The 20,244-nt window shown below is 53.3% G+C and carries 19 protein-coding genes; 11 read left to right on the top strand and 8 right to left on the bottom strand.

All coding sequences use genetic code 11. From position 1 onward, the window contains the following. The first annotated feature begins 88 nt into the window (after positions 1 to 88). The gene (locus BMW97_RS01635; RefSeq protein ID WP_045908877.1) at positions 89 to 1,030 is read left to right on the top strand and encodes an ATP-grasp fold amidoligase family protein; all 942 of its coding nucleotides are present in this window, start codon (positions 89 to 91) and stop codon (positions 1,028 to 1,030) included. Here the strand turns inward: BMW97_RS01635 and BMW97_RS01630 are convergent. Together BMW97_RS01630 and BMW97_RS01625 are read right to left on the bottom strand one after the other, a co-directional pair. Then, complete coding sequence (locus BMW97_RS01630) at positions 1,011 to 2,075, bottom strand: ATP-binding protein (RefSeq protein WP_045908878.1); 1,065 nt, start codon at positions 2,073 to 2,075, stop codon at positions 1,011 to 1,013. The two genes, BMW97_RS01635 and BMW97_RS01630, sit on opposite strands and share 20 nt — an antisense overlap. Then, positions 2,072 to 2,776: a response regulator gene (locus BMW97_RS01625; protein WP_045908879.1), complete on the bottom strand. Its 705-nt coding sequence runs from the start codon at positions 2,774 to 2,776 to the stop codon at positions 2,072 to 2,074. Before BMW97_RS01625 ends, BMW97_RS01630 begins: the two co-directional genes overlap by 4 nt. A 271-nt stretch (positions 2,777 to 3,047) precedes the next feature. On the opposite strand from BMW97_RS01625, the gene BMW97_RS01620 reads away from it, so the two are divergent. The 6 genes from BMW97_RS01620 (at position 3,048) to pdeR (ending at position 13,163) form a co-directional block, all read left to right on the top strand. After that, complete coding sequence (locus BMW97_RS01620) at positions 3,048 to 3,434, top strand: colistin resistant protein CrrC (protein WP_044597947.1); 387 nt, start codon at positions 3,048 to 3,050, stop codon at positions 3,432 to 3,434. A gap of 95 nt (positions 3,435 to 3,529) precedes the next feature. After that, a complete protein-coding gene (locus BMW97_RS01615; protein WP_045909002.1) occupies positions 3,530 to 6,625 on the top strand; it encodes a multidrug efflux RND transporter permease subunit in 3,096 nt (1,031 codons plus the stop codon). A gap of 270 nt (positions 6,626 to 6,895) precedes the next feature. Continuing rightward, entirely contained in the window at positions 6,896 to 7,684 is a 789-nt protein-coding gene (gene fabI / locus BMW97_RS01610; protein ID WP_003856831.1) for an enoyl-ACP reductase FabI, read from the top strand. Between the two features lie 154 nt (positions 7,685 to 7,838). Next, positions 7,839 to 8,825 carry a CMD domain-containing protein gene (locus BMW97_RS01605; RefSeq protein WP_090392422.1) on the top strand — a complete coding sequence of 329 codons (987 nt, stop codon included), beginning with the start codon at positions 7,839 to 7,841 and terminating at the stop codon, positions 8,823 to 8,825. 88 nt (positions 8,826 to 8,913) lie between these two features. Next, the gene (locus BMW97_RS01600; RefSeq protein ID WP_090392421.1) at positions 8,914 to 10,848 is read left to right on the top strand and encodes an exoribonuclease II; all 1,935 of its coding nucleotides are present in this window, start codon (positions 8,914 to 8,916) and stop codon (positions 10,846 to 10,848) included. Between the two features lie 323 nt (positions 10,849 to 11,171). Next, a complete protein-coding gene (gene pdeR / locus BMW97_RS01595; protein ID WP_045908882.1) occupies positions 11,172 to 13,163 on the top strand; it encodes a cyclic di-GMP phosphodiesterase in 1,992 nt (663 codons plus the stop codon). Here pdeR and BMW97_RS01590 read toward each other — a convergent pair. Then, on the bottom strand, positions 13,160 to 14,029 hold the full coding sequence (locus BMW97_RS01590; protein ID WP_032674921.1) for a crotonase/enoyl-CoA hydratase family protein: 870 nt from the start codon (positions 14,027 to 14,029) through the stop codon (positions 13,160 to 13,162). The two genes, pdeR and BMW97_RS01590, sit on opposite strands and share 4 nt — an antisense overlap. A gap of 193 nt (positions 14,030 to 14,222) precedes the next feature. On the opposite strand from BMW97_RS01590, the gene BMW97_RS01585 reads away from it, so the two are divergent. From BMW97_RS01585 to osmB, 3 genes are all read left to right on the top strand, one after another. Next, positions 14,223 to 14,405 (top strand): YciZ family protein, encoded by a 183-nt coding sequence (locus BMW97_RS01585; RefSeq protein ID WP_045908883.1) that lies wholly within the window; start codon positions 14,223 to 14,225, stop codon positions 14,403 to 14,405. Between the two features lie 44 nt (positions 14,406 to 14,449). Then, positions 14,450 to 15,202 (top strand): DNA-binding transcriptional regulator YciT, encoded by a 753-nt coding sequence (locus BMW97_RS01580; protein ID WP_045908884.1) that lies wholly within the window; start codon positions 14,450 to 14,452, stop codon positions 15,200 to 15,202. Positions 15,203 to 15,462: 260 nt separating this feature from the next. After that, positions 15,463 to 15,681 carry an osmotically-inducible lipoprotein OsmB gene (osmB, locus tag BMW97_RS01575; protein WP_008501216.1) on the top strand — a complete coding sequence of 73 codons (219 nt, stop codon included), beginning with the start codon at positions 15,463 to 15,465 and terminating at the stop codon, positions 15,679 to 15,681. A 105-nt stretch (positions 15,682 to 15,786) separates the two neighbouring features. Here the strand turns inward: osmB and yciH are convergent, their stop codons facing one another. From yciH to pgpB, 5 genes are all read right to left on the bottom strand, one after another. Beyond that, entirely contained in the window at positions 15,787 to 16,113 is a 327-nt protein-coding gene (yciH, locus tag BMW97_RS01570; RefSeq protein ID WP_045908885.1) for a stress response translation initiation inhibitor YciH, read from the bottom strand. Further along, positions 16,113 to 16,850: an orotidine-5'-phosphate decarboxylase gene (gene pyrF, locus BMW97_RS01565; protein ID WP_045908886.1), complete on the bottom strand. Its 738-nt coding sequence runs from the start codon at positions 16,848 to 16,850 to the stop codon at positions 16,113 to 16,115. The genes yciH and pyrF overlap by 1 nt, the downstream gene beginning before the upstream one ends. 185 nt (positions 16,851 to 17,035) lie before the next feature. Continuing rightward, positions 17,036 to 18,205 carry a lipopolysaccharide assembly protein LapB gene (gene lapB / locus BMW97_RS01560; protein ID WP_063621868.1) on the bottom strand — a complete coding sequence of 390 codons (1,170 nt, stop codon included), beginning with the start codon at positions 18,203 to 18,205 and terminating at the stop codon, positions 17,036 to 17,038. A gap of 6 nt (positions 18,206 to 18,211) precedes the next feature. Continuing rightward, positions 18,212 to 18,520, bottom strand: a complete 309-nt coding sequence (locus tag BMW97_RS01555) for a LapA family protein (protein ID WP_008501212.1) — start codon at positions 18,518 to 18,520, stop codon at positions 18,212 to 18,214. Between the two features lie 148 nt (positions 18,521 to 18,668). Further along, the gene (pgpB, locus tag BMW97_RS01545) at positions 18,669 to 19,436 is read right to left on the bottom strand and encodes a phosphatidylglycerophosphatase B (RefSeq protein ID WP_032674925.1); all 768 of its coding nucleotides are present in this window, start codon (positions 19,434 to 19,436) and stop codon (positions 18,669 to 18,671) included. Positions 19,437 to 19,633: 197 nt separating this feature from the next. Here pgpB and ribA point away from each other — a divergent pair, with 197 nt between their 5' ends. Continuing rightward, positions 19,634 to 20,224: a GTP cyclohydrolase II gene (gene ribA / locus BMW97_RS01540; protein WP_008501210.1), complete on the top strand. Its 591-nt coding sequence runs from the start codon at positions 19,634 to 19,636 to the stop codon at positions 20,222 to 20,224. Positions 20,225 to 20,244 lie beyond the last annotated feature (20 nt).

The following is a 20,244-nucleotide window of genomic DNA, read 5'->3' as shown; positions in this document are numbered from 1 at the left end:
TTTTTCATCTCCATAGCTGCTCCATATTCTCAGCAAAATACATCAACAGTTCTTCTCCAGAATATCCGGACATTACGGAGGAGAAGAAATGAACAACGCCACTTACGTTCTCAAATATACCGAGTATCTCATCAGAAAATGTCGTTCATTTTTAATGACAGACCTGTACTTTCATACTATGAGGCTCAAGAAAACATCGGGGAAGCATCCTGACATTAAATCCCCCACGACGTTGAGTGAAAAAATATGTCATCGTCTGGTTTATGACCACAATAACGTCTATACCCTGCTTGCCGATAAACTCGCCGTTCGGGAATACGTAATCTCCAGAACAACGCGAGTCAAAACGGTGCCATTACTCGGCGTCTACAGTAAGGTGTCCCAGATTGATTTTTCGACGCTCCCTGAAAAATTCGTCCTTAAGTGCAACCATGACAGTGGCAGCACAATAATATGTACGAACAAAGCGCAATTTAACGTCAGGGAAGCGTGTAAAAAACTCAGTCTCGCGTTAAAGAAAAATATGTACTACACCACGCGCGAATGGCAGTACAAAAACATTACGCCAAAAATACTTTGCGAACCGTTTGTCGATCTCTTTGATGATGCAGACAGGAACACAGCCCCCGAAATGCTGAGGATCCATTGCTTTCATGGCGTTGCCCACTATGTTGAAGCGGATTTTACGGATGACAGCGGAAAAGGTTTCATCAACGTTTACGACAGGTACTGGAACTTACAACCCTTTCAGATGGAATATCCGAATACACCGTTGGCGCCAGGCGAACCGGCCTTGTTCCGACAAGCGTTGCTGGCATCCCAGGAGCTGGCGGATGGCATTGACTACTGCCGCGTTGACCTCATGCTAAAAAATGATGAAATCTATTTCAGTGAAATAACCTTAAGCCCGAGACGCGGTAAACTGTCGATTACCCCGCAGGAATGGGATGCTAAGCTAGGAAAAATATGGCATTTACCGCCGGCAGGCACATTTGACCTGCCGCTGACGCTCACGAGTCGGGCCAGGTGAGTTTAAATATTGAGTGGTTTTGCGTTGATAAGGTATAGGTAACATCGCCACCATGCGCCAGCATGATGGCTTTTACCACCGACAAGCCCAAACCACAGCCTTCCGGGTTCAACTGTCTGGCGCCGTTATCGCGCTGAAAGGGCTGAAACAGGAAGTCATGAAACTCCCTGGGAATACCCGGTCCCCCATCCTGAATCAGGATAAAATTGCCTTTATCCGAAACACCATTTTTTACCGTGAGCTTGCGCGAAGTGGAATAGTGTAAGGCATTGTCAAATAAAACGGTCAGACACTGATTGATGCGTAAGGGATCGAATACGCACTGCTGCACCCTCAGTTCAGTATGGACGGTAAATGCCTTACGGTTGAACTCGGGCATGAAGGTATCGAGCGCGTCCTGTATTGTCCCTTTCAGATCCGTTCTGGCCTGGTATAACGTGTATCCTGCCCCGCCATCCGAACTGATAACCCGGAGATCTTCAATCAGACGGGTTAATCCTTCCGTCTGTTTGAGGAGGTTAGTAAACAGCACCGGGTCCGGGGTAAACACCCCGTCAACCAGCCCCTGAAGCCTTCCGCGTAAAATGGTGACCGGGGTTCTGAGTTCATGTGCAATCGCAGCATTCCAGGATTTCCGCTGGATATCCAGCGTTTGCAACTTTTCTGCCATTTCATTGAAATCCGTAACCAGGTGATTGATCTCACCCAGCCGGGAACTGGCACAGAATGCCCTGGCGTCCAGATCGCCCTGAGAAATTTTTTTCAGGCTGGACGCGACCGCGTTTAGCGGGGTGAGTATTCGCGATGAAAGTTTGACCGTAAAGAATACGGCAATGATCAGGCTGATCGTTGTCGCGGTCCCAATCCATACCCAGTCCCACATCGTCATCTGCTCGTCATCGCCCGCAGCAGGGCCGCCGGGAAGATGATCCAGAATAAAGGAGTAAAAAAACCAGGAGCCCAGTATGGCGATGGCAATTATCGTAAACGTCAGCAACAGCATATACGTTAAGATCTGACGACTCAGGACAGATTCTTTATTCATTTCTTTTCCCCAAGCCGGTAACCCATGCCCCTGATGCTCTCGGGAACGCCATAAAGACCGGCCTGCTCCAGTTTTTTTCGCAGCTTGCTCATATGGCTGTCGACGGTTCTGTCGAGCGTATCGCCTTCCGGCAAACACGCGTTGAGCAACTCTTCACGGGAACAGACCTTGCGCGGATACCGCATCAGGTAAGAAAGCAATTTAAATTCGGTCGTCGTTAAGACCGGGGAGATAACCTCGGGCCCCGCAGTAACCTCCACGTAGAAATCATCCGGATAGACCGTAATGAATGGCGTTCTGAGCGGCAGGGCCCCCGCCTGCTGAAGCGCAGGCTTTGTTCTACGCAGCACCGCCTCAACCCGTGCGACAACTTCCGAAGGGTTGAAGGGTTTGATGACGTAATCATCCGCGCCGAGCCTCAGACCCATAAGTTTATCGACGTCCTGATCGAGAGCGGAAACCATAATGACGGGGACAGCACTTTCATGGCGAAGCGTGGTAAGCACGCTCCAGCCGTCACACACGGGCAGGTGAATGTCCAGCAAGATGAGATCCGGTTTATGGAGGCGATTGAGCGTTATCGCCTGCTCGCCCTGCCTGGCCCTGAGCGTTTTCATTCCCGAACGCTCTAAGTAGCTCATCAGTATATCGGCGATTTCGTCTTCGTCTTCAACAACAAGGATCAGCGTATTTTTGTTCATATTATCTCCGCGGGTGAAATCCCTTTAAGCACGCTATCAGATATCTTGAGCACAATAAGACACAGCCTCCGGGAAAAAGTGCCGTAGTCACGAAAATTTCCCGGTTGATTTAAATGCCCGGTTATTTCTCCACACAGCCTACACATTCAGTCAATAAAGACTCGACAATGTCCGTTCAAAATCGCTAATGAGGCATAACGCGTTGTGCATTGCGCGCTGCAAATTACCACTGTTTCTTAAAGATTTTATGAAGTTGGCTGAAGTAATGAACATGGAACTTTCTAAATATTTTTCTCCTAAAAAACTGGGCATATATTTCCTGTTTCTGCTGCTGTCGTGGGGATTACTTTATACCTGGCTGGTGCTGGTACACAGAATGGATGAGAAAGTCGCCTCGACGCTGCTCTCTTCACCCCTTATCTATGGCTGCATCGCATTGTCAGTGGTTTTTCTGGTCATACAAAATAAAGCCGGCGCGTTCATTGAGCTACTTATCATCGCCTTCTGGCTGATGGTGATTTTTGTTTATCTCATTATTACGTTCACCGTGCTGTTAAACGCGATGCCCGATATTGAGGATCTGATCTTTTACTATGAATGTTATTTGATCATTTTTTTTGGTGGAGCACCGCTGTACCTCATTATGAGAATGATCTGAGCCCTTGCTCCACACGGCCTCCATAAACCGCCCACTTCCGCTAAACAGGTGCGCGGTAGAGTCTCTGCCTCACTCTTTTGCACAAAAATAACCCAATGCCTCATTTTTTTATCGAACGTCCCATTTTCGCCTGGGTTGTGGCGCTGTTTATCGTCCTGACGGGTCTCCTGTCTATTCCTCGTTTGCCGGTGGCGCAGTATCCGGCGGTGGCTCCGCCAGGCATCATTATTTCCGTCAGTTACCCGGGGGCCAGCCCCGATATCATGAATACGTCGGTGATATCGTTAATCGAACGCGAAATCTCTGGCGTAGATAATTTGCTCTACTTCGAATCATCCAGCGACACAACCGGTTCGGCATCGATTACCGTCACGTTTAAACCCGGCACGGACATCAAGCTGGCACAGATGGATCTGCAGAATCAGATAAAGATCGTCGAGCCTCGTCTTCCTCAGGCGTTAAGACAAAACGGCATTAACGTCGAGGCCGCTAATTCTGGTTTTTTAATGATGGTGGGGCTGAAGTCCACCAGCGGTCAATTCGAGGAAGCCGACTTAAGCGACTATTTTGCCCGAAACGTCAGTGACGAGCTTCGTCGCGTGCCCGGCGTAGGGAAAGTTCAGCTGTTTGGCGGCGAAAAAGCGCTGCGTATCTGGTTGGATCCGATGAAGCTCCACAGCTACGGCCTTTCGGTGAGCGATGTGCTTACTGCTGTTGGCCAGCAAAATGCCCTGGTTTCGCCCGGCAAAACGGGAGATGAGCCAGCATCTGCGGGACAAGGCGTAACATATCCCATCACCGTGAAGGGGCAACTCACTTCGGTAGAGGCGTTCAGAAACATTACCCTGAAATCAGATGCATCGGGCGCGAGGCTGAAACTGTCCGACGTCGCGCGCGTTGAGTCCGGCCTGCAAAGTTACGCTTTCGGTATCCGCGAAAATGGCGTGCCCGCAACGGCTGCGGCAATCCAGCTCTCGCCGGGTGCCAACGCAATGAGTACGGCTTCAGGCGTACGCGCGCGCATCGACGAGCTTTCCCAGGTATTACCGGAAGGAATGACGTTTACGGTTCCCTTCGATACCGCGCCGTTTGTGAAACTGTCTATCATGAAGGTGGTTCAGACCTTTGTAGAAGCGATGGTCCTGGTCTTCCTGGTGATGCTTCTGTTTCTGCATAAGATACGCTGTACGCTTATCCCGGCGATTGTTGCTCCCGTCGCACTTCTTGGCACCTTCACGGTGATGTTATTGAGCGGATACTCCATCAATATTCTGACGATGTTCGGCATGGTGTTGGCGATAGGGATTATCGTTGATGATGCCATTGTGGTTGTGGAGAACGTCGAACGACTGATGGCGGAAAAAAGCCTCTCCCCACGGGACGCTACCCGGCAGGCCATGCAGGAGATCACCCCGGCGATTATCGGCATCACGCTGGTGCTGACTGCCGTCTTTATCCCCATGGGGTTTGCTGAGGGTTCGGTCGGGATTATCTATCGACAATTTTGTATTTCTATGGCGGTCTCCATACTGCTGTCCGCGTTTCTGGCCCTGACGCTAACACCTGCCCTGTGCGCAACGTTACTCAAGCCGCACAAGGCAGGAAAGAGCGGAAGTGGAAGGTTCGCGGCCAGGTTTAACGCGCGCTTCCGTTTGCTCACCGTCTGTTACGAAGCCGGGCTGGGTGCCGTTCTGAAGCGAACCGGGCGTATGCTGCTCCTGTACGTTGCGCTTTGTACGGCGCTATTTGTTGGATTGTCTTCGTTACCGTCGTCTTTTCTGCCGGACGAAGATCAGGGCTACTTTATGTCCTCTATCCAGCTGCCTTCTGACGCCACGATGCAGCGCACCCTCAACGTGGTTAAAAAATTTGAAGCGGAAATTGCGGCCCGGCCGGACATAGAAAGCAACATTATGATCCTGGGGTTTGGCTTTTCAGGTTCAGGACCGAATTCGGCCATGGCCTTCACCACGCTGAAGGACTGGAAAAATCGGCAGGGCTCGACGGCTCAGGATGAAGCCGACCACATACAGGCCAGCATGACGAACGTCACTGATGCCGTCACAATGAGCCTGCTCCCGCCGGCCATTTCGGATATGGGCACCTCCTCGGGCTTCACCTGGTACGTTCAGGACAGAGCGGGAGCGGGCTATGAGGCTCTGAAGAGGGCCGCCGACGCGCTGGTTCTGCAGGCTAATCAACGCCCTGAACTCAGTGATGTCTATATAGACGGTCTGCCAGAAGGAACCAGCCTTGCGCTCCTGGTTGACCGGGAAAAGGCGGAAGCGATGGGCGTCTCATTCGATGAAATCAACCAGACGCTTTCCGTCACCCTGGGCTCAAATTACGTCAACGACTATACGAATAACGGCCGCGTTCAACAGGTGATTATGCAGGCCGATGCCCCCTACCGAATGCAGCCTGAACAGATACTGAAACTATCAGTGAAAAACCGGATGGGTGAGATGGTGCCGGTATCAACGTTTGCGACGATCTCCTGGAACGTTGCGCCGCAGCAGTTGACGCGCTACCAGGGTTATTCTGCTATACGGATTACCGGAAGTGCGGCGTCAGGCGTATCCAGCGGCACCGCAATGAAGATCATGGAGGGTTTGTCCAGGAGCCTGCCTCAGGGCATGGCGGGTGAGTGGGCCGGGAGTTCGTTGCAGGAGAAAAAATCGGAATCGCAGCTTCCGGGCCTGATCGCCCTGTCGATACTGGTCGTGTTTATGGTGCTCGCCGCCCTGTATGAGAGCTGGTCTATTCCTTTTGCGGTCATGCTGGTTGTTCCACTTGGCCTTATCGGCGCGGTGATAGCGGTGTTTGTTGCCGGTATGACCAATGACGTGTTCTTTAAGGTCGGTCTGATTACGCTTATCGGCCTGTCGGCCAAGAACGCCATTCTGATTGTGGAGTTTGCCAGGCAGCTGCATCGCGAAGGGCAACCCCTGCTGGCGGCGACCATTCATGCCGCCAGTCAGCGCCTGCGCCCCATTCTGATGACATCGTTAGCCTTTACCTTAGGGGTTGTTCCTCTGATGCTGGCCAGTGGTGCAAGCGACAGTACGCAGCATGCCATCGGTACCGGCGTATTTGGCGGCATGATTAGCGGTACGCTTCTCGCGATCTTCTTCGTACCGGTTTTCTTTATCGTTATTGCGCGCTTCATCGGCAACATCAGGAAAGCGTGAACACCCTTGCGGGATCGCGCCTCCTCGCTGGTTGGATGAGGCGAAGCTGTTGCCGGGTGATATACTGGACGAATGCTGAAATTTCGCGCCCCCGCGTGTCCGCGACGCATTCTTCGGGACATGCGACTTCGGAGAAGTGCGAGAAATATCGTGACACAAGGGGCTGTGAGTGGGCTATAATTTCGAGCTAATTTCGAATGATTTTGAAATACTGCCTGTAACGCTATGAATTACAAGGCAAAATAAGCAATGAATATAAGGATTAAAGCTATGGGTTTTCTTTCCGGTAAGCGCATTCTGGTGACTGGCGTTGCCAGCAAACTGTCCATCGCATACGGCATCGCACAGGCAATGCATCGCGAAGGCGCTGAGCTGGCGTTCACCTACCAGAACGACAAGCTGAAAGGCCGTGTTGAAGAGTTTGCCGCGCAGCTGGGTTCCAGCATTGTTCTGGAATGTGACGTTGCACAAGACGAAAGCATCGACGGCATGTTTGCTGAACTGGCAAAAGCATGGCCGAAATTCGACGGTTTCGTTCACTCCATCGGCTTCGCTCCTGGCGACCAGCTGGACGGCGACTACGTGAACGCGGTAACCCGTGATGGCTTCAAAATCGCGCACGACATCAGCTCCTACAGCTTCGTTGCGATGGCGAAATCCTGCCGCGCGATGCTGAACCCGGGCGCAGCCCTGCTGACCCTGTCCTACCTGGGCGCTGAACGTGCTATCCCTAACTACAACGTTATGGGTCTGGCTAAAGCGTCTCTGGAAGCCAACGTACGCTACATGGCGAACGCAATGGGTCCTGAAGGCGTGCGTGTTAACGCCATCTCTGCGGGTCCTATCCGCACCCTTGCCGCTTCCGGTATTAAAGATTTCCGTAAAATGCTGGCACACTGCGAAGCGGTTACCCCGATTCGTCGTACCGTTACCATTGAAGATGTGGGTAACTCTGCAGCATTCCTGTGCTCTGACCTTTCCGCAGGTATCTCCGGCGAAGTGGTTCACGTTGACGGCGGCTTCAACATCGCTGCAATGAACGAGCTGGAAATTAAATAAGTTGTGACTCTCTTCCCGCCCGGGAAGAGAGTATTTCCCCCCGCGTCACCCCTTCGTTATTCCGTTCTGCTATTTGTTATCACCTAACAATATTTTTCCCTTTATCTGCCTTACGCCAGGATATTGATCGCCATTTTGAGATCAAGGAACGCACATGGAACAACGCCGTTTTTCCGGCAAAGGCCACTGGTATCATGAAACCCAGTCAAACCACGCGCAGACGGATGTTCTGCCCCTGGTGCCCGAAGCCGCTAACGTCGACGATCGTTTTTTGCTCGATTTAGCCCTGCCTGATGAGATTGTCGCCGCCTGTTCTGGCTGGCTTACTCCTGCCAGAGCCTTATGCCACCAGCTGTTTCCACTCTCAATTCCCGTGAACCGACTGCATACGCTCAGCGCTTACGATCGGCTCAGTACCGCGTTAACGGTCGCTCAGGCCTGCGGCGTTCAGCGGCTCTGTAACCACTACGCCGCCCTCCTCGCCCCGCTTCCCGGCCCGGACTCCTCGCGCGAAAGCAACCGCCGCCTGGCGCAAATCACCCAGTATGCCCGCCAGCTCGCCAGCTCTCCTGATGTCATTGATGATAAAGCCCGGAACCAGCTTGATGAGGTGGGCCTGTCCACGTACGACATCGTGGTGATTAACCAGATTATCGGCTTTATCGGTTTTCAGGCGCGCGTGGTCGCGATTTTCCAGGCCCTGTTGGGACATCCTGTTCGCTGGTTGCCGGGGCATCATATTCAGCCGCACACGCTTCCCGCGAGCCACGATGCGTGGATGCCGCTTTTACCCCTCGTCGAGCTGCGCTACGCGAATGCGCATCAGCTGGAGTCCCTGTCCCGCTGGCAGTCCGAACCCGCGCTCGAGGCGTTGACGCCGGTGCTTTGTCATGAGCCGACGCTGCTCGACCTGACCGGAGAAATCCTGTTAAACAGCCGCGCGGAGACCCCGCAGACCTCCCCCGCACTTTCGGCAGCGGTCGAACTGCTGACCCGCTCTCCAGACCGCTTCAGCGCCGCGCAGTTTACCCCGCTCACGGATCAAGGACTCCAGGGCGAATATGCCATCACGCTGCTTACCCAAAGTGCGTTTGATGGCTGGCTCAATCGTCTGAAAGTGGCGTTTGGTAAAGAGGAATAACCACACTCATTACCCAAAGACCGCTTGCTGAGACAGTGAGAATCGCGTAAAACTGTCAGCCGCTCAATGGCTACGAAAATAGAACATTATGTTTCAGGACAACCCGCTGCTAGCGCAGCTTAAACAGCAACTGCATTCCCAGACGCCGCGTGCAGAAGGGGTCGTAAAAGCCACGGAAAAGGGCTTTGGCTTCCTTGAAGTTGACGCGCAGAAAAGCTACTTCATTCCGCCACCGCAGATGAAGAAAGTGATGCATGGCGATCGCGTCATGGCCGTCATTCATACCGAGAAGGATCGCGAGTCCGCCGAACCGGAAGAACTGATCGAACCGTTCCTGACCCGTTTTGTGGGTAAGGTGCAGCGAAAAGACGATCGTCTTTCTATCGTGCCGGATCATCCTCTGCTGAAAGATGCCATTCCCTGCCGCGCCGCCCGTGGTGTTGAGCATGATTTTAAAGAAGGTGACTGGGCCGTAGCAGAAATGCGCCGTCATCCTCTGAAAGGCGATCGCGGTTTCTATGCGGAACTGACCCAGTTCATTACCTTTGGCGCCGATCATTTCGTGCCATGGTGGGTCACGCTGGCACGCCACAATCTTGAAAAAGAAGCGCCGAACGGCGTGGCAACCGAGATGCAGGACGAAGGTCTGACGCGTCGCGATCTTACCGCGCTGGAGTTTGTCACCATCGACAGCGCCAGCACCGAAGATATGGACGATGCGCTCTACGCTGAAGAGAGTGCCGACGGCAAACTGCACCTGACCGTTGCCATTGCCGATCCCACCGCCTGGATTGTTGAAGGCAGTAAGCTTGACGAAACGGCGAAAATCCGTGCGTTCACGAACTACCTGCCGGGCTTCAACATCCCAATGCTGCCGCGCGAATTGTCAGACGATCTCTGCTCGCTGCGTCCGAATGAAGTGCGTCCGGTCCTTGCCTGCCGCATGACCATTGCTGCGGATGGCGCGATTGAAGACGATATCGAGTTCTTTGCCGCCACCATCGAGTCGAAAGCCAAGCTGGCCTACGATAACGTCTCCGACTGGCTGGAAAATACCGGTAGCTGGAAACCTGAATCAGACGCCATTGCCGCGCAGATCCGTCTGCTGCATCGCATCTGTCTGAACCGCGGCGAGTGGCGTCAAACCCATGCGCTGGTGTTCAAAGATCGCCCGGATTATCGCTTTGTTCTGGGTGAGAAAGGCGAAGTGCTGGATATCGTGGCCGAACCGCGACGCATTGCGAACCGCATCGTTGAAGAGGCGATGATCTCCGCCAACATCTGTGCCGCACGCGTGCTGCGCGACAAGCTGGGCTTTGGCATTTACAACGTTCATACCGGCTTTGATCCGGCGAATACCGAAGCGCTGGCAGCCCTGCTGAAGAATCACGACGTGCACGTCGATCCGGAAGAAGTGCTCACGCTGCCGGGCTTCTGCAAGCTTCGCCGCGAACTGGACGCGCAGCCATCGGGCTTCCTGGACAGCCGCATTCGTCGCTTCCAGTCCTTCGCAGAAATCAGCACCGAGCCTGGCCCGCACTTTGGTCTCGGCCTCGAAGCCTACGCGACCTGGACGTCACCGATCCGTAAGTATGGCGATATGGTTAACCACCGTCTGCTGAAAGCGATTATCAAAGGCGAAACCGTTGCCCGTCCTCAGGAAGACACCACGCTGCAGATGGCCGATCGCCGTCGTCTGAACCGCATGGCGGAACGTGACGTTGGCGACTGGCTGTACGCACGCTTCCTGCAGAATAAAGCCGGTACGGATACCCGTTTCGCCGCAGAAATCATCGATATCAGCCGCGGAGGGATGCGCGTCCGTCTGGTCGATAACGGTGCTGTCGCGTTTATTCCTGCGCCATTCCTGCATGCTGTGCGCGATGAAATGGTCTGTAGTCAGGAAAACGGTACGGTGCAAATTAAAGGTGAAACAGTTTACAAAGTCACCGACGTGATTGACGTCACCATTGCTGAAGTCCGTATGGAAACCCGCAGTATTATCGCGCGTCCTGTCGCCTGATAACCTGTTCAATTGTCGGTCACTTCCTTTCCGGAAGGGCCGACAATTTTTCTTTTTACCCCCGCCACAAAAGCATTATTTTTTCTTACTATTTTCAGTCTCCCTTCGTCCAAATTCGCCATAATTATCTACAGTAAAAGAGTGTTGTTATATTCGGTTACGTGAATTTTTATACGCCCAGTATCCTTTTTAACCTGACTCGTTTTATTATCAGAAATCAGGGAAAAACAATAAGTTCACTTCGGTTTTACCGCTGTTTCTCAACGGAAAAGTCGACTGCAAATGAATAATTTGTGCGCTAATGAACAGCTGCGGGAGAAAACATGATGGACGATCTGGAGCAGAATTTGCTGTTTCGCTACATGGGGACTCACAGCCCATGGTGGCGTTTGTCAGCTGACAGCAATGCTCTGCACCTTGCCGCCAGTGAAAATGCCGATGTCACTCAGGTGATTGCGCTGGACGACGATCAGGCCGATCTTATCCGTCACTTAACCGTGATTACCTCCAGCATTTCCATGACGCTCTCGTTATTCGGGGAAGACCTCCCGGTTCACCTTGTTGGGCGGAAAATTACCCGTAACGAGTGGGCCGGTACCGCTTCCGCCTGGCATGATACCCCCTCCGTGGCGCGCGACCTGGCTCAGGGACTCTCTTTCGCGGAACAGGTCGTTTCAGAGGCTAACTCCGTCATTGTGATCCTCGATCAGAACGGCAATATTCAGCGCTTTAACCGACTAAGCGAAGAATATACCGGCCTGAAAGAGCAGGAAGTGATTGGCCAGAACGTGTTTAAGCTGTTTATGAGCCGAAGCGAAGCGGCAGCCTCAAAGCGCAATATTTCCGGTTTCTTCCGCAACGGCAGTTCCTACGAAGTCGAGCGCTGGATCAAAACGCGTAAAGGGCAACGACTGTTTCTGTTCAGAAACAAATTCGTTCACAGCGGCAGCGGTAAAAATGAAATTTTCCTTATCTGTTCCGGTACCGATATTACCGAGGAACGCCGCGCTCAGGAACGGCTGCGCGTGCTGGCCAATACCGATACCATCACTGGCTTGCCAAACCGCAATGCAATCCATGACCTGATTTCTGACGCCATCACTCACCGCGGCGACACGCAGGTTGGCGTGGTGTATCTCGATCTGGACAACTTTAAAAAGGTCAACGACGCTTACGGGCATATGTTTGGCGATCAGCTGTTACAGGCTGTCGCGCTCGCCATTTTGAGCTGTCTGGATGAGGAACAGGTGCTGGCACGACTTGGCGGTGATGAGTTTATCGTCATGGCCACCAATACCTCTCAGGGCTCTCTGGAAGCGATGGCGTCGCGCATTTTAACCCGCCTGCGCCAGCCGTTCCGAATCGGTCTGATTGAAATTTACACCGGCTGTTCCCTGGGCATCGCCCTCGCCCCGCAGCATGGCAACGACCGGGAAAGCGTCATTCGTAACGCCGATACCGCCATGTACACCGCCAAAGAGAACGGCCGGGGCAAGTTCTGCGTCTTCTCGCCCGAGATGAACCAACGCGTGTTTGAGTATCTCTGGCTGGATACCAACCTGCGTAAAGCGCTGGATAACGATCAGCTCTTGATCCACTACCAGCCAAAAATCACCTGGCGCGGCGAGGTCAGAAGCCTGGAAGCGCTGGTACGCTGGCAATCACCCGAACGCGGTTTGATCCCACCGCTGGAGTTTATCTCTTATGCCGAGGAGTCGGGGTTGATCGTGCCGCTGGGCCGCTGGGTGATGCTCGATGTGGTTCGCCAGGTGGCAAAATGGCGCGATAAGGGAATAAACCTGCGCGTGGCCGTGAACGTCTCTGCGCGTCAGCTGGCCGACCAGACTATCTTTAGTGACTTAAAGCAGGCACTGAAGGATCTTAACTTTGAATACTGCCCGGTGGACGTCGAATTAACCGAAAGCTGTCTTATCGAGAACGAAGAGCTGGCGCTCTCCGTGATCCAGCAGTTCAGCAGGCTGGGGGCGCAAATTCATCTCGACGATTTTGGTACCGGCTACTCCTCCCTTTCGCAGCTGGCCCGCTTCCCTATTGACGCCATAAAACTCGATCAATCGTTTGTCAGGGATATTCATAAGCAGTCCATCTCCCAGTCACTGGTGCGCGCCATCGTCGCGGTGGCGCAGGCGTTAAACCTGCAGGTGATTGCCGAAGGGGTCGAAAATGCAAAAGAAGACGCCTTTCTGACCAAGAACGGCGTCAACGAACGGCAGGGTTTTCTGTTTGCTAAGCCGATGCCCGCTGCCGCATTCGAGCGATGGCTAAAACGCTATCAGGCGCGAAAACAGCATTAACTGGCTTTACGCAAGCCCGCCGCGTGATGGCGGTTTTGCAGCATCACCAGACGCTCCATATAGGCGATATCTTTCGGTTCAAGGCAGAAAGCCGCGTCTACCCAGTCCTCCGTGATGTCCATCAGTTCACTGCGCGGCAATTGCAGAACGCGCGTCCGGGCGCGCAGCATCGCCCTCACGCCATTCAGTTTTGGCCGTAGCGTGTCGATGAAGGTTCGGGTGGAGACATAGCTTTGTCCGGGTTCAAACAGGAGATCCACCAGGCCGTGCTGTTCGTACCATTCCGCCGTATGGGACTCCCCTTTGTAGATGAGCTCCTCTGCCAGCTTCATGCCTGAACGGCGTGCAACCAGGGAATATCCCCCCATGCCCGGAAACAGGTTAAAGGCAATTTCGGGGAAACCTAAGCGGGCGTCGCGCTGAGCCAGAACGAAATGGTGCGCAAGAGCGGCCTCAAACCCGCCCCCTAACGCGCTGCCTTCGACCATGGCCAGAGAGATGGCCCCCGTATCAAATCCCCGCGAGGCCGCATGCACGCAATCAACGCAGGCGCGCGCATAGGCCCGTAACGCTTCACGTCGACCGTGCTGAATGCACTCAACGAAGAACTGCAGGTCACCGCCCGCGTTATACATTTCGGGAACCAGCGATCCGGTCACCCAAAAATCAACCGCAAAACCAGACTGGCGGACGAGCCATGAAAAATTCATGATCTCCTCTATCAACGCATGGTTGAAGCAAGGCCGTGGCTGAGCCCGTAACATCATCCAGACGGTATGTCGCTCCGCCTCGTAATACCCTGACAGCTGGGTGAACCGTTCAGTATCGGTAAACAGTGTACAGGTAGGCTGATTGATAACTGTCATAGTCTACTTCCTCCTATAAAAAAGCGCGTTGCGCGCAGTTTTAGACTAATCCACTCAATAAGCCCGCTGTATGAGGGGGAATAATTTTATCACTTCCGTTTATGTAATTTAGTTATTGCATTTTTTCCCTTCTCTTTTGAACCCAATTTCTGCATCATTGAAAATATTAACTTTTCGCGCCTGGGGTGAGATTATGTCTACGATTGACGCACAAGCTGTAGCACAACGAATTGATACCGTGCTGGATATCCTGGTGGCGGGCGATTATCACTCTGCTATCCGTAATCTTGAGATCCTGAAGTCTGAACTTCTTGCTCAGCATGGCGCTGACGCTGCGCCCGAAAACAGACAGCCAAAAGCGCCGTGGGAAGTTTAACGCCCACCGTTTCCGACCTCGTTTCGCTTTATTAAATGGATGCTATGAATTCCCGACAACAACTCATTTTGCAGATGGTCATCGATCAGGGACGCGTAAGCGTAGTCGATCTCGCGAAAACCACTGGCGTTTCTGAAGTCACCATCCGTCAGGATCTTAATCTGCTGGAAAAACAGAGCTACCTGCGTCGCGCGCACGGCTATGCGGTCCCGCTGGACAGTGATGACGTTGAGACGCGCATGATGAACAACTACGCGCTCAAACGTGAACTGGCGGAATTTGCTGCCTCCCTGGTGAACAACGGTGAGACCGTCTTTATTGAAAACGGCAGCAGTAATGCCCTTCTGGCGCGAACACTTGCCGATCAAAAAGACGTTACCATCATCACCGTCAGTAGCTATATCGCGCATCTGCTTAAAGAGACGCGCTGCGAGGTGATTCTGCTGGGCGGTATTTATCAGAAAAAAAGCGAAAGCATGGTTGGCCCGCTGACCCGTCAGTACGTCCAGCAGGTTCATTTCAGTAAGGCCTTTATCGGGATTGACGGCTGGCAGCCGGAGACAGGTTTTACCGGCCGGGATATGATGCGCTCTGACGTGGTCAATGCCGTACTGGAAAAAGAGTGCGAAGCCATTGTGCTCACCGACAGCTCTAAATTTGGTGCCGTTCATCCTTACACGATGGGTCCCGCTTCACGCTTTAGCCGCGTGATTACCGATGACCGTTTGAGCGAAGCGCATCGCAATAAACTCGAAGAGAGCGGTCTGATCGTCAATATTATTGAAACCAGCGCCTGATTTCCCTCCGCGCCCGAATTTCGGGCGCGCATGTTCTTTCTCTGAGATGATTCTTAACCCTGCTTTAAGAGTTTTTACCTGTATAACCTGCCCTAAAGTCGTAAAATTACTGTTAGCGATATAACAGGAAGTGACTATCACCTGCGTGATGAAGTAACGCCTGCGCGACCAGCTTTCACGGGGAAAAGAATTAAGTATTCGATTCGTCTATACTTAACGTGTACATCTTTCCGTGAATCGATAATTCAGGAGAAAGTATTATGACCTTAACCAGCAAAAAATTAGCCGCCGCTGTTCTGGCAATCACTGTAGCAATGTCCCTGAGCGCATGCTCTAACTGGTCTAAACGTGACCGTAACACCGCGATTGGTGCCGGTGCCGGTGCTCTCGGTGGTGCAGTATTAACGGATGGTAGTACGCTGGGTACATTAGGTGGCGCTGCTGTCGGTGGTATTATCGGTCACCAGGTTGGCAAATAATTATTATCTAAGCCTTCCTCGATATTGCGATATTTAAACGCATTTCAGGTCTGACATACGCACGTATATAACACGAGCCACGGCATTTGCCGTGGCTCATTTATTTTAGCCGCCTGCCAGTTTAACTTTCATGCCTTTGGCTTCCAGCAGTGATTTTATTAAATCACGTTTATCACCCTGGATTTCAATAACCCCGTCCTTTACGGCCCCGCCGCAGCCACACTTCTTTTTCAGCTCGGCAGCCAGCTTAGTCAGTTCTGCATCATCCAGATCAATGCCGGAGATAAGGCAGACCCCTTTCCCCTTACGTCCGCTGGTTTGACGCTGAATCCGAACGATACCGTCTCCCTTTGGACGCTCCACTTTGGCTTTCGGTTCGTCTATCCGCCCGGAATCGGTTGAGTAGACCAGACGGCTGTTGGAATCGGTCATTACGCCCCCTTGTTCAGCGATGCATTGATAGCCTTAAGCGTCTCAGCCGGGTTTGCAGACTGCGTCACCGGACGCCCGATAACCATATAGTCAACGCCCGCTGCCAGCGCCTGCTCAGGCGTCATAATGCGGCGCTGATCGCCCACATCGCTGCCCGCAGGGCGAATCCCTGGCGTGACGAGTTTAAAATCCTGGCCCAGTACTGATTTGAAACGTACCGCTTCCTGCGCGGAGCAGACAACACCATCCAGGCCGCACTGCTGCGTCAGACGGGCGAGACGTTCAGCATGTTCCGCAGGTGACAGCGTCACGCCGAGGTCGCGTAAATCACTTTCGTCCATGCTGGTCAGCACGGTGACGGCGATCAGCAGCGGCGCGTCCTTACCGAACGGCAGGAGCGCCTCACGGGCGGCGGTCATCATTCTTGCCCCACCCGACGCATGGACGTTGACCATCCATACACCCAGCTCTGCGGCTGCAGCAACGGCGTGGGCCGTGGTATTCGGAATATCATGGAATTTGAGGTCGAGGAAAACGTCAAAGCCGCGCTGTTGCAGATCGCGAACGATTTGCGGTCCAAACAGCGTGAACATCTCTTTGCCAACTTTCAGACGGCAGCCGCGAGGGTCGATACCGTCGACAAACGCCAGTGCAGCGTCACGCTTATTGTAATCAAGCGCAACAACAACAGGAGAATCCGTAATTACGCGGGAAGTGGAGGATGTAACAGACGTCATGACCAGCCCTTTTCGTCTATGGGCGCGCAGCGGCGCGGAACAGATAAACGGCCAGCATTCTACCTGCCGCCGCCGCAAATTGACAGAAGCCATTTATGTCCCTGCCAGGCTGGCAAACCGCACGGTGTTGAGAAAGTGCTAAAAGCTATCAGTATGTTGTAACTAAAATGAAGGCTTTTAAAAAATCACTGCCCGTCCAGGCCGCGGATTGGCTTGATGGTTGACCAGGCCCGGCATGAAGGACAATGCCAATAGAGGGTATAGGCGGTAAAACCACACTTCTGGCAACGGTAGCGCGGCTTGCTGCGCACCTGTTCGCCAACCATGTCGCGCAGCACCATCAGGCTCTCTTTGGCGCGCCCTTCTTCCGCGTCGTTCAGGTGGTAATCCATCAGCTTATGGAAGACCCGCATCGTCGGATGACGCTGAAGCTGTCGGGTGATATACACTTGCGCGGTGTCGCCACCCTCATACTGCTCAACAACGTCAGCGAGCATCAGTTCCGCGGTTGCGCCGGTATTCTCTTCCACGCAGCGACGCAGGAACGCCACCCATTCTTCCTGCTTGTCCAGCTGTTGATAGCAGGTTTGCAGCATCTCCAGCGTTTCACTGACCAGCTCTTTGTCCTGATCGATAACCCGCAGCAGGCTTTCAACGGCTTTGGCGTAGTCGCCATTCGCCATAAAGACGCGCCCCATCATGATAGAGATACGGGCGCTGTTGCGGTCCGCGGCGGCACCTTTCTTCAGCAACGTCATGGCTTTATCCATGTCGTCGTTGCCCATCTGCTGAAGGGCAAGTTCACAGTAGAAATGGGCTATCTCAACGCGCTGCTTATCTTTACCCAGCTTCACCAGACGTTCGGCCGTATCAATGGCTTTTTGCCAGTCGCTGGTGGCCTGATAAATCTGCAGGAGCTGCTGCAACGCGCCGATGCGGAAATCTGTTTCATCCACCAGTTGAGCGAACATATCTTCAGCGCGATCGTACAACCCCGCGGCCATGTAATCTCGTCCCAGCTGTTGTACGGCCAGGAGTCGTTGATCGTAGGTCAGCGAGGCGCTTTCCATCAGGGTCTGGTGAATACGAATGGCGCGGTCAACCTCGCCGCGCGAGCGGAACAGGTTACCCAGGGTAAGATGCGCTTCAACGGTCCCCGTATCCTCTTTCAGCATGTCGAGGAACAGGTCCACCGCTTTGTCCTGCTGATTGCTCAGGAGGAAGTTGACCCCCGCAACGTAGTCGCGGGAGAGTCGGTTGGCCTCATCCTGTTTTGTTTGTTGCGCACTTCTGCGGCCCATATACCAGCCATAGGCTGCGGCGACAGGCAAAAGCAGAAACAACAACTCCAGCATCGTCGATTATTCCTTCACGACCGGCACGCCAGAGCTTTCCGGCATGTCGGACGCAGGCGCAATGTGATGTTCGAGTCGTTTGATTTTACGTTCTGCGCGCGCAAGCGAAACACGGACTTTTAACCAGAACAAACCGCAAACCAGCCAGCCAATGGCAAAGCCTGCAGCAAATAAGACCGCGAGCAGGCTCGACACACGGTATTCACCCTGAGCCAGCAGATAGTTAAACGTCACCTGCTGATCGTTTTGTGCACCCAATGTGACTGAAATGACAAAAATCGCCAATACCAGTAAGAAAATGAGTAAATATTTCACATTACTTCCCGTTATGTGGTTCAAGCGAATAAAGTGTGTTCAACTTAACGCAATCAGCCTTATAAACTACCATTTTAGTGACGGGCGCGAAACGGAAAAAGTGACGCGCACGTCATGGATCTATGGGCAAAATGCGGAATATCAACCGTCAGGCGTCCGTTTGGTCCCTTTCGGCTATTTCTTCTTTCTCTTCCGGCGGTGGCGTTAGCGGGCCGCAGAATCGTTCAGCCAGCCAGGTCGCCAGCATCACCAGCAGCCACGAGATGAGCGTGGCAACAACCAGATCCCGTGGCCAGTGCATCCCCAGCATTAAGCGGCTGCCCATGACCGCCGTCGCCCAGACCAGCAGAATCACGATAGTGACCGTACGGCGTCTTGGCCAAAGCAGCCCAACCCCCAGCAGCGCCCAGCTGGCGGCAAACATGGTATGGCCAGAAGGAAACGCGAACCCGGTCTCTTTCTGCCAGTGTTTTCGCAAGAATTTCGGGATATCTTGCTGTTCCGCAAGCTGTTCTTTGACCAGCGCGCCGCGATCTTTACGCTTTAAAGTGTAGAACTCATCCACCGGAACATGGTGCGTTTTTTCCAGCCAGACGACAAAAGGACGCGGCTCCTGAACGCGATCTTTCACCCAGGATTTTACGCCCTGACCGATAAGGATAGCGCCACCGAGGATCGCAAAGAGCATCAGCGCGGCGCGCAGACGAAAGCGCAGGCACCACAGAAACCAGGCGCAGAGGAGAACGTGGGTAATAATTCCCCAGGGCTGGGTGACCGTTTCCGTAATCCAGTATAACGTTTTCAACCACGTGGCGTTCTGCCCGGGCTGCCACATCCACCCGGAAAGCCATACGGCCAAAGGCATAATCAGTAAAATGGCCGCACCTGCTGCCGTACGTCTGGCGATTGAATGCATGTCTTCTCCTTTTTCGCTAAGCGTCACAATCATAACTGAAATTTATTCACCTGGTGGAGATGTCGGATCGTGCGTTTAACGTTCATATAGCATGGTGCCCATTAGGCGAACATGCTGAGCTTGTGGCAAAATAAACTGATACAGAAAGCAAAACAGGGCACAGGCACGAAACGTGTCAGCCTACTCTGGAGAATCACATGCAGCTTAAACGTGTGGCAGAAGCCAAACTGCCAACCCCATGGGGCGATTTCCTGATGGTGGGTTTTGAAGAACTGGCAACCGGACAGGATCATGTCGCACTGGTGTATGGCGACATTTCAGGGCAGACACCGGTGCTGTCCCGCGTCCATTCAGAGTGTCTCACCGGCGATGCGTTGTTCAGCCTGCGCTGTGACTGCGGTTTCCAGCTGGAAGCAGCCCTTTCTCATATTGCTGAAGAAGGCCGCGGCGTGCTGCTTTATCACCGTCAGGAAGGGCGTAATATTGGTTTGCTGAATAAAATTCGCGCCTACGCGCTTCAGGACCAGGGCTACGATACGGTTGAAGCGAACCATCAGCTCGGTTTTGCCGCTGACGAACGTGATTTCACCCTGTGCGCTGATATGTTCAAGCTGCTGGGCGTGGACGAAGTACGTCTGTTGACCAATAACCCGAAAAAAGTGGAGATCCTGACCGAAGCCGGGATCAACATCGTTGAACGCGTACCGCTGATTGTCGGCCGTAACCCGAAAAATGCCCACTACCTTGATACCAAAGCCGCCAAAATGGGCCATCTGCTGAAAGAATGATGTAAAAAGCCCGGCACGCG

The organism is Enterobacter sp. NFIX58 (assembly GCF_900110475.1).
Lineage (GTDB): Bacteria > Pseudomonadota > Gammaproteobacteria > Enterobacterales > Enterobacteriaceae > Enterobacter > Enterobacter quasiroggenkampii.
The sequence above is the reverse complement of the archived record's forward strand: the minus strand, read 5'-3'. Positions and strand labels throughout refer to the sequence as shown.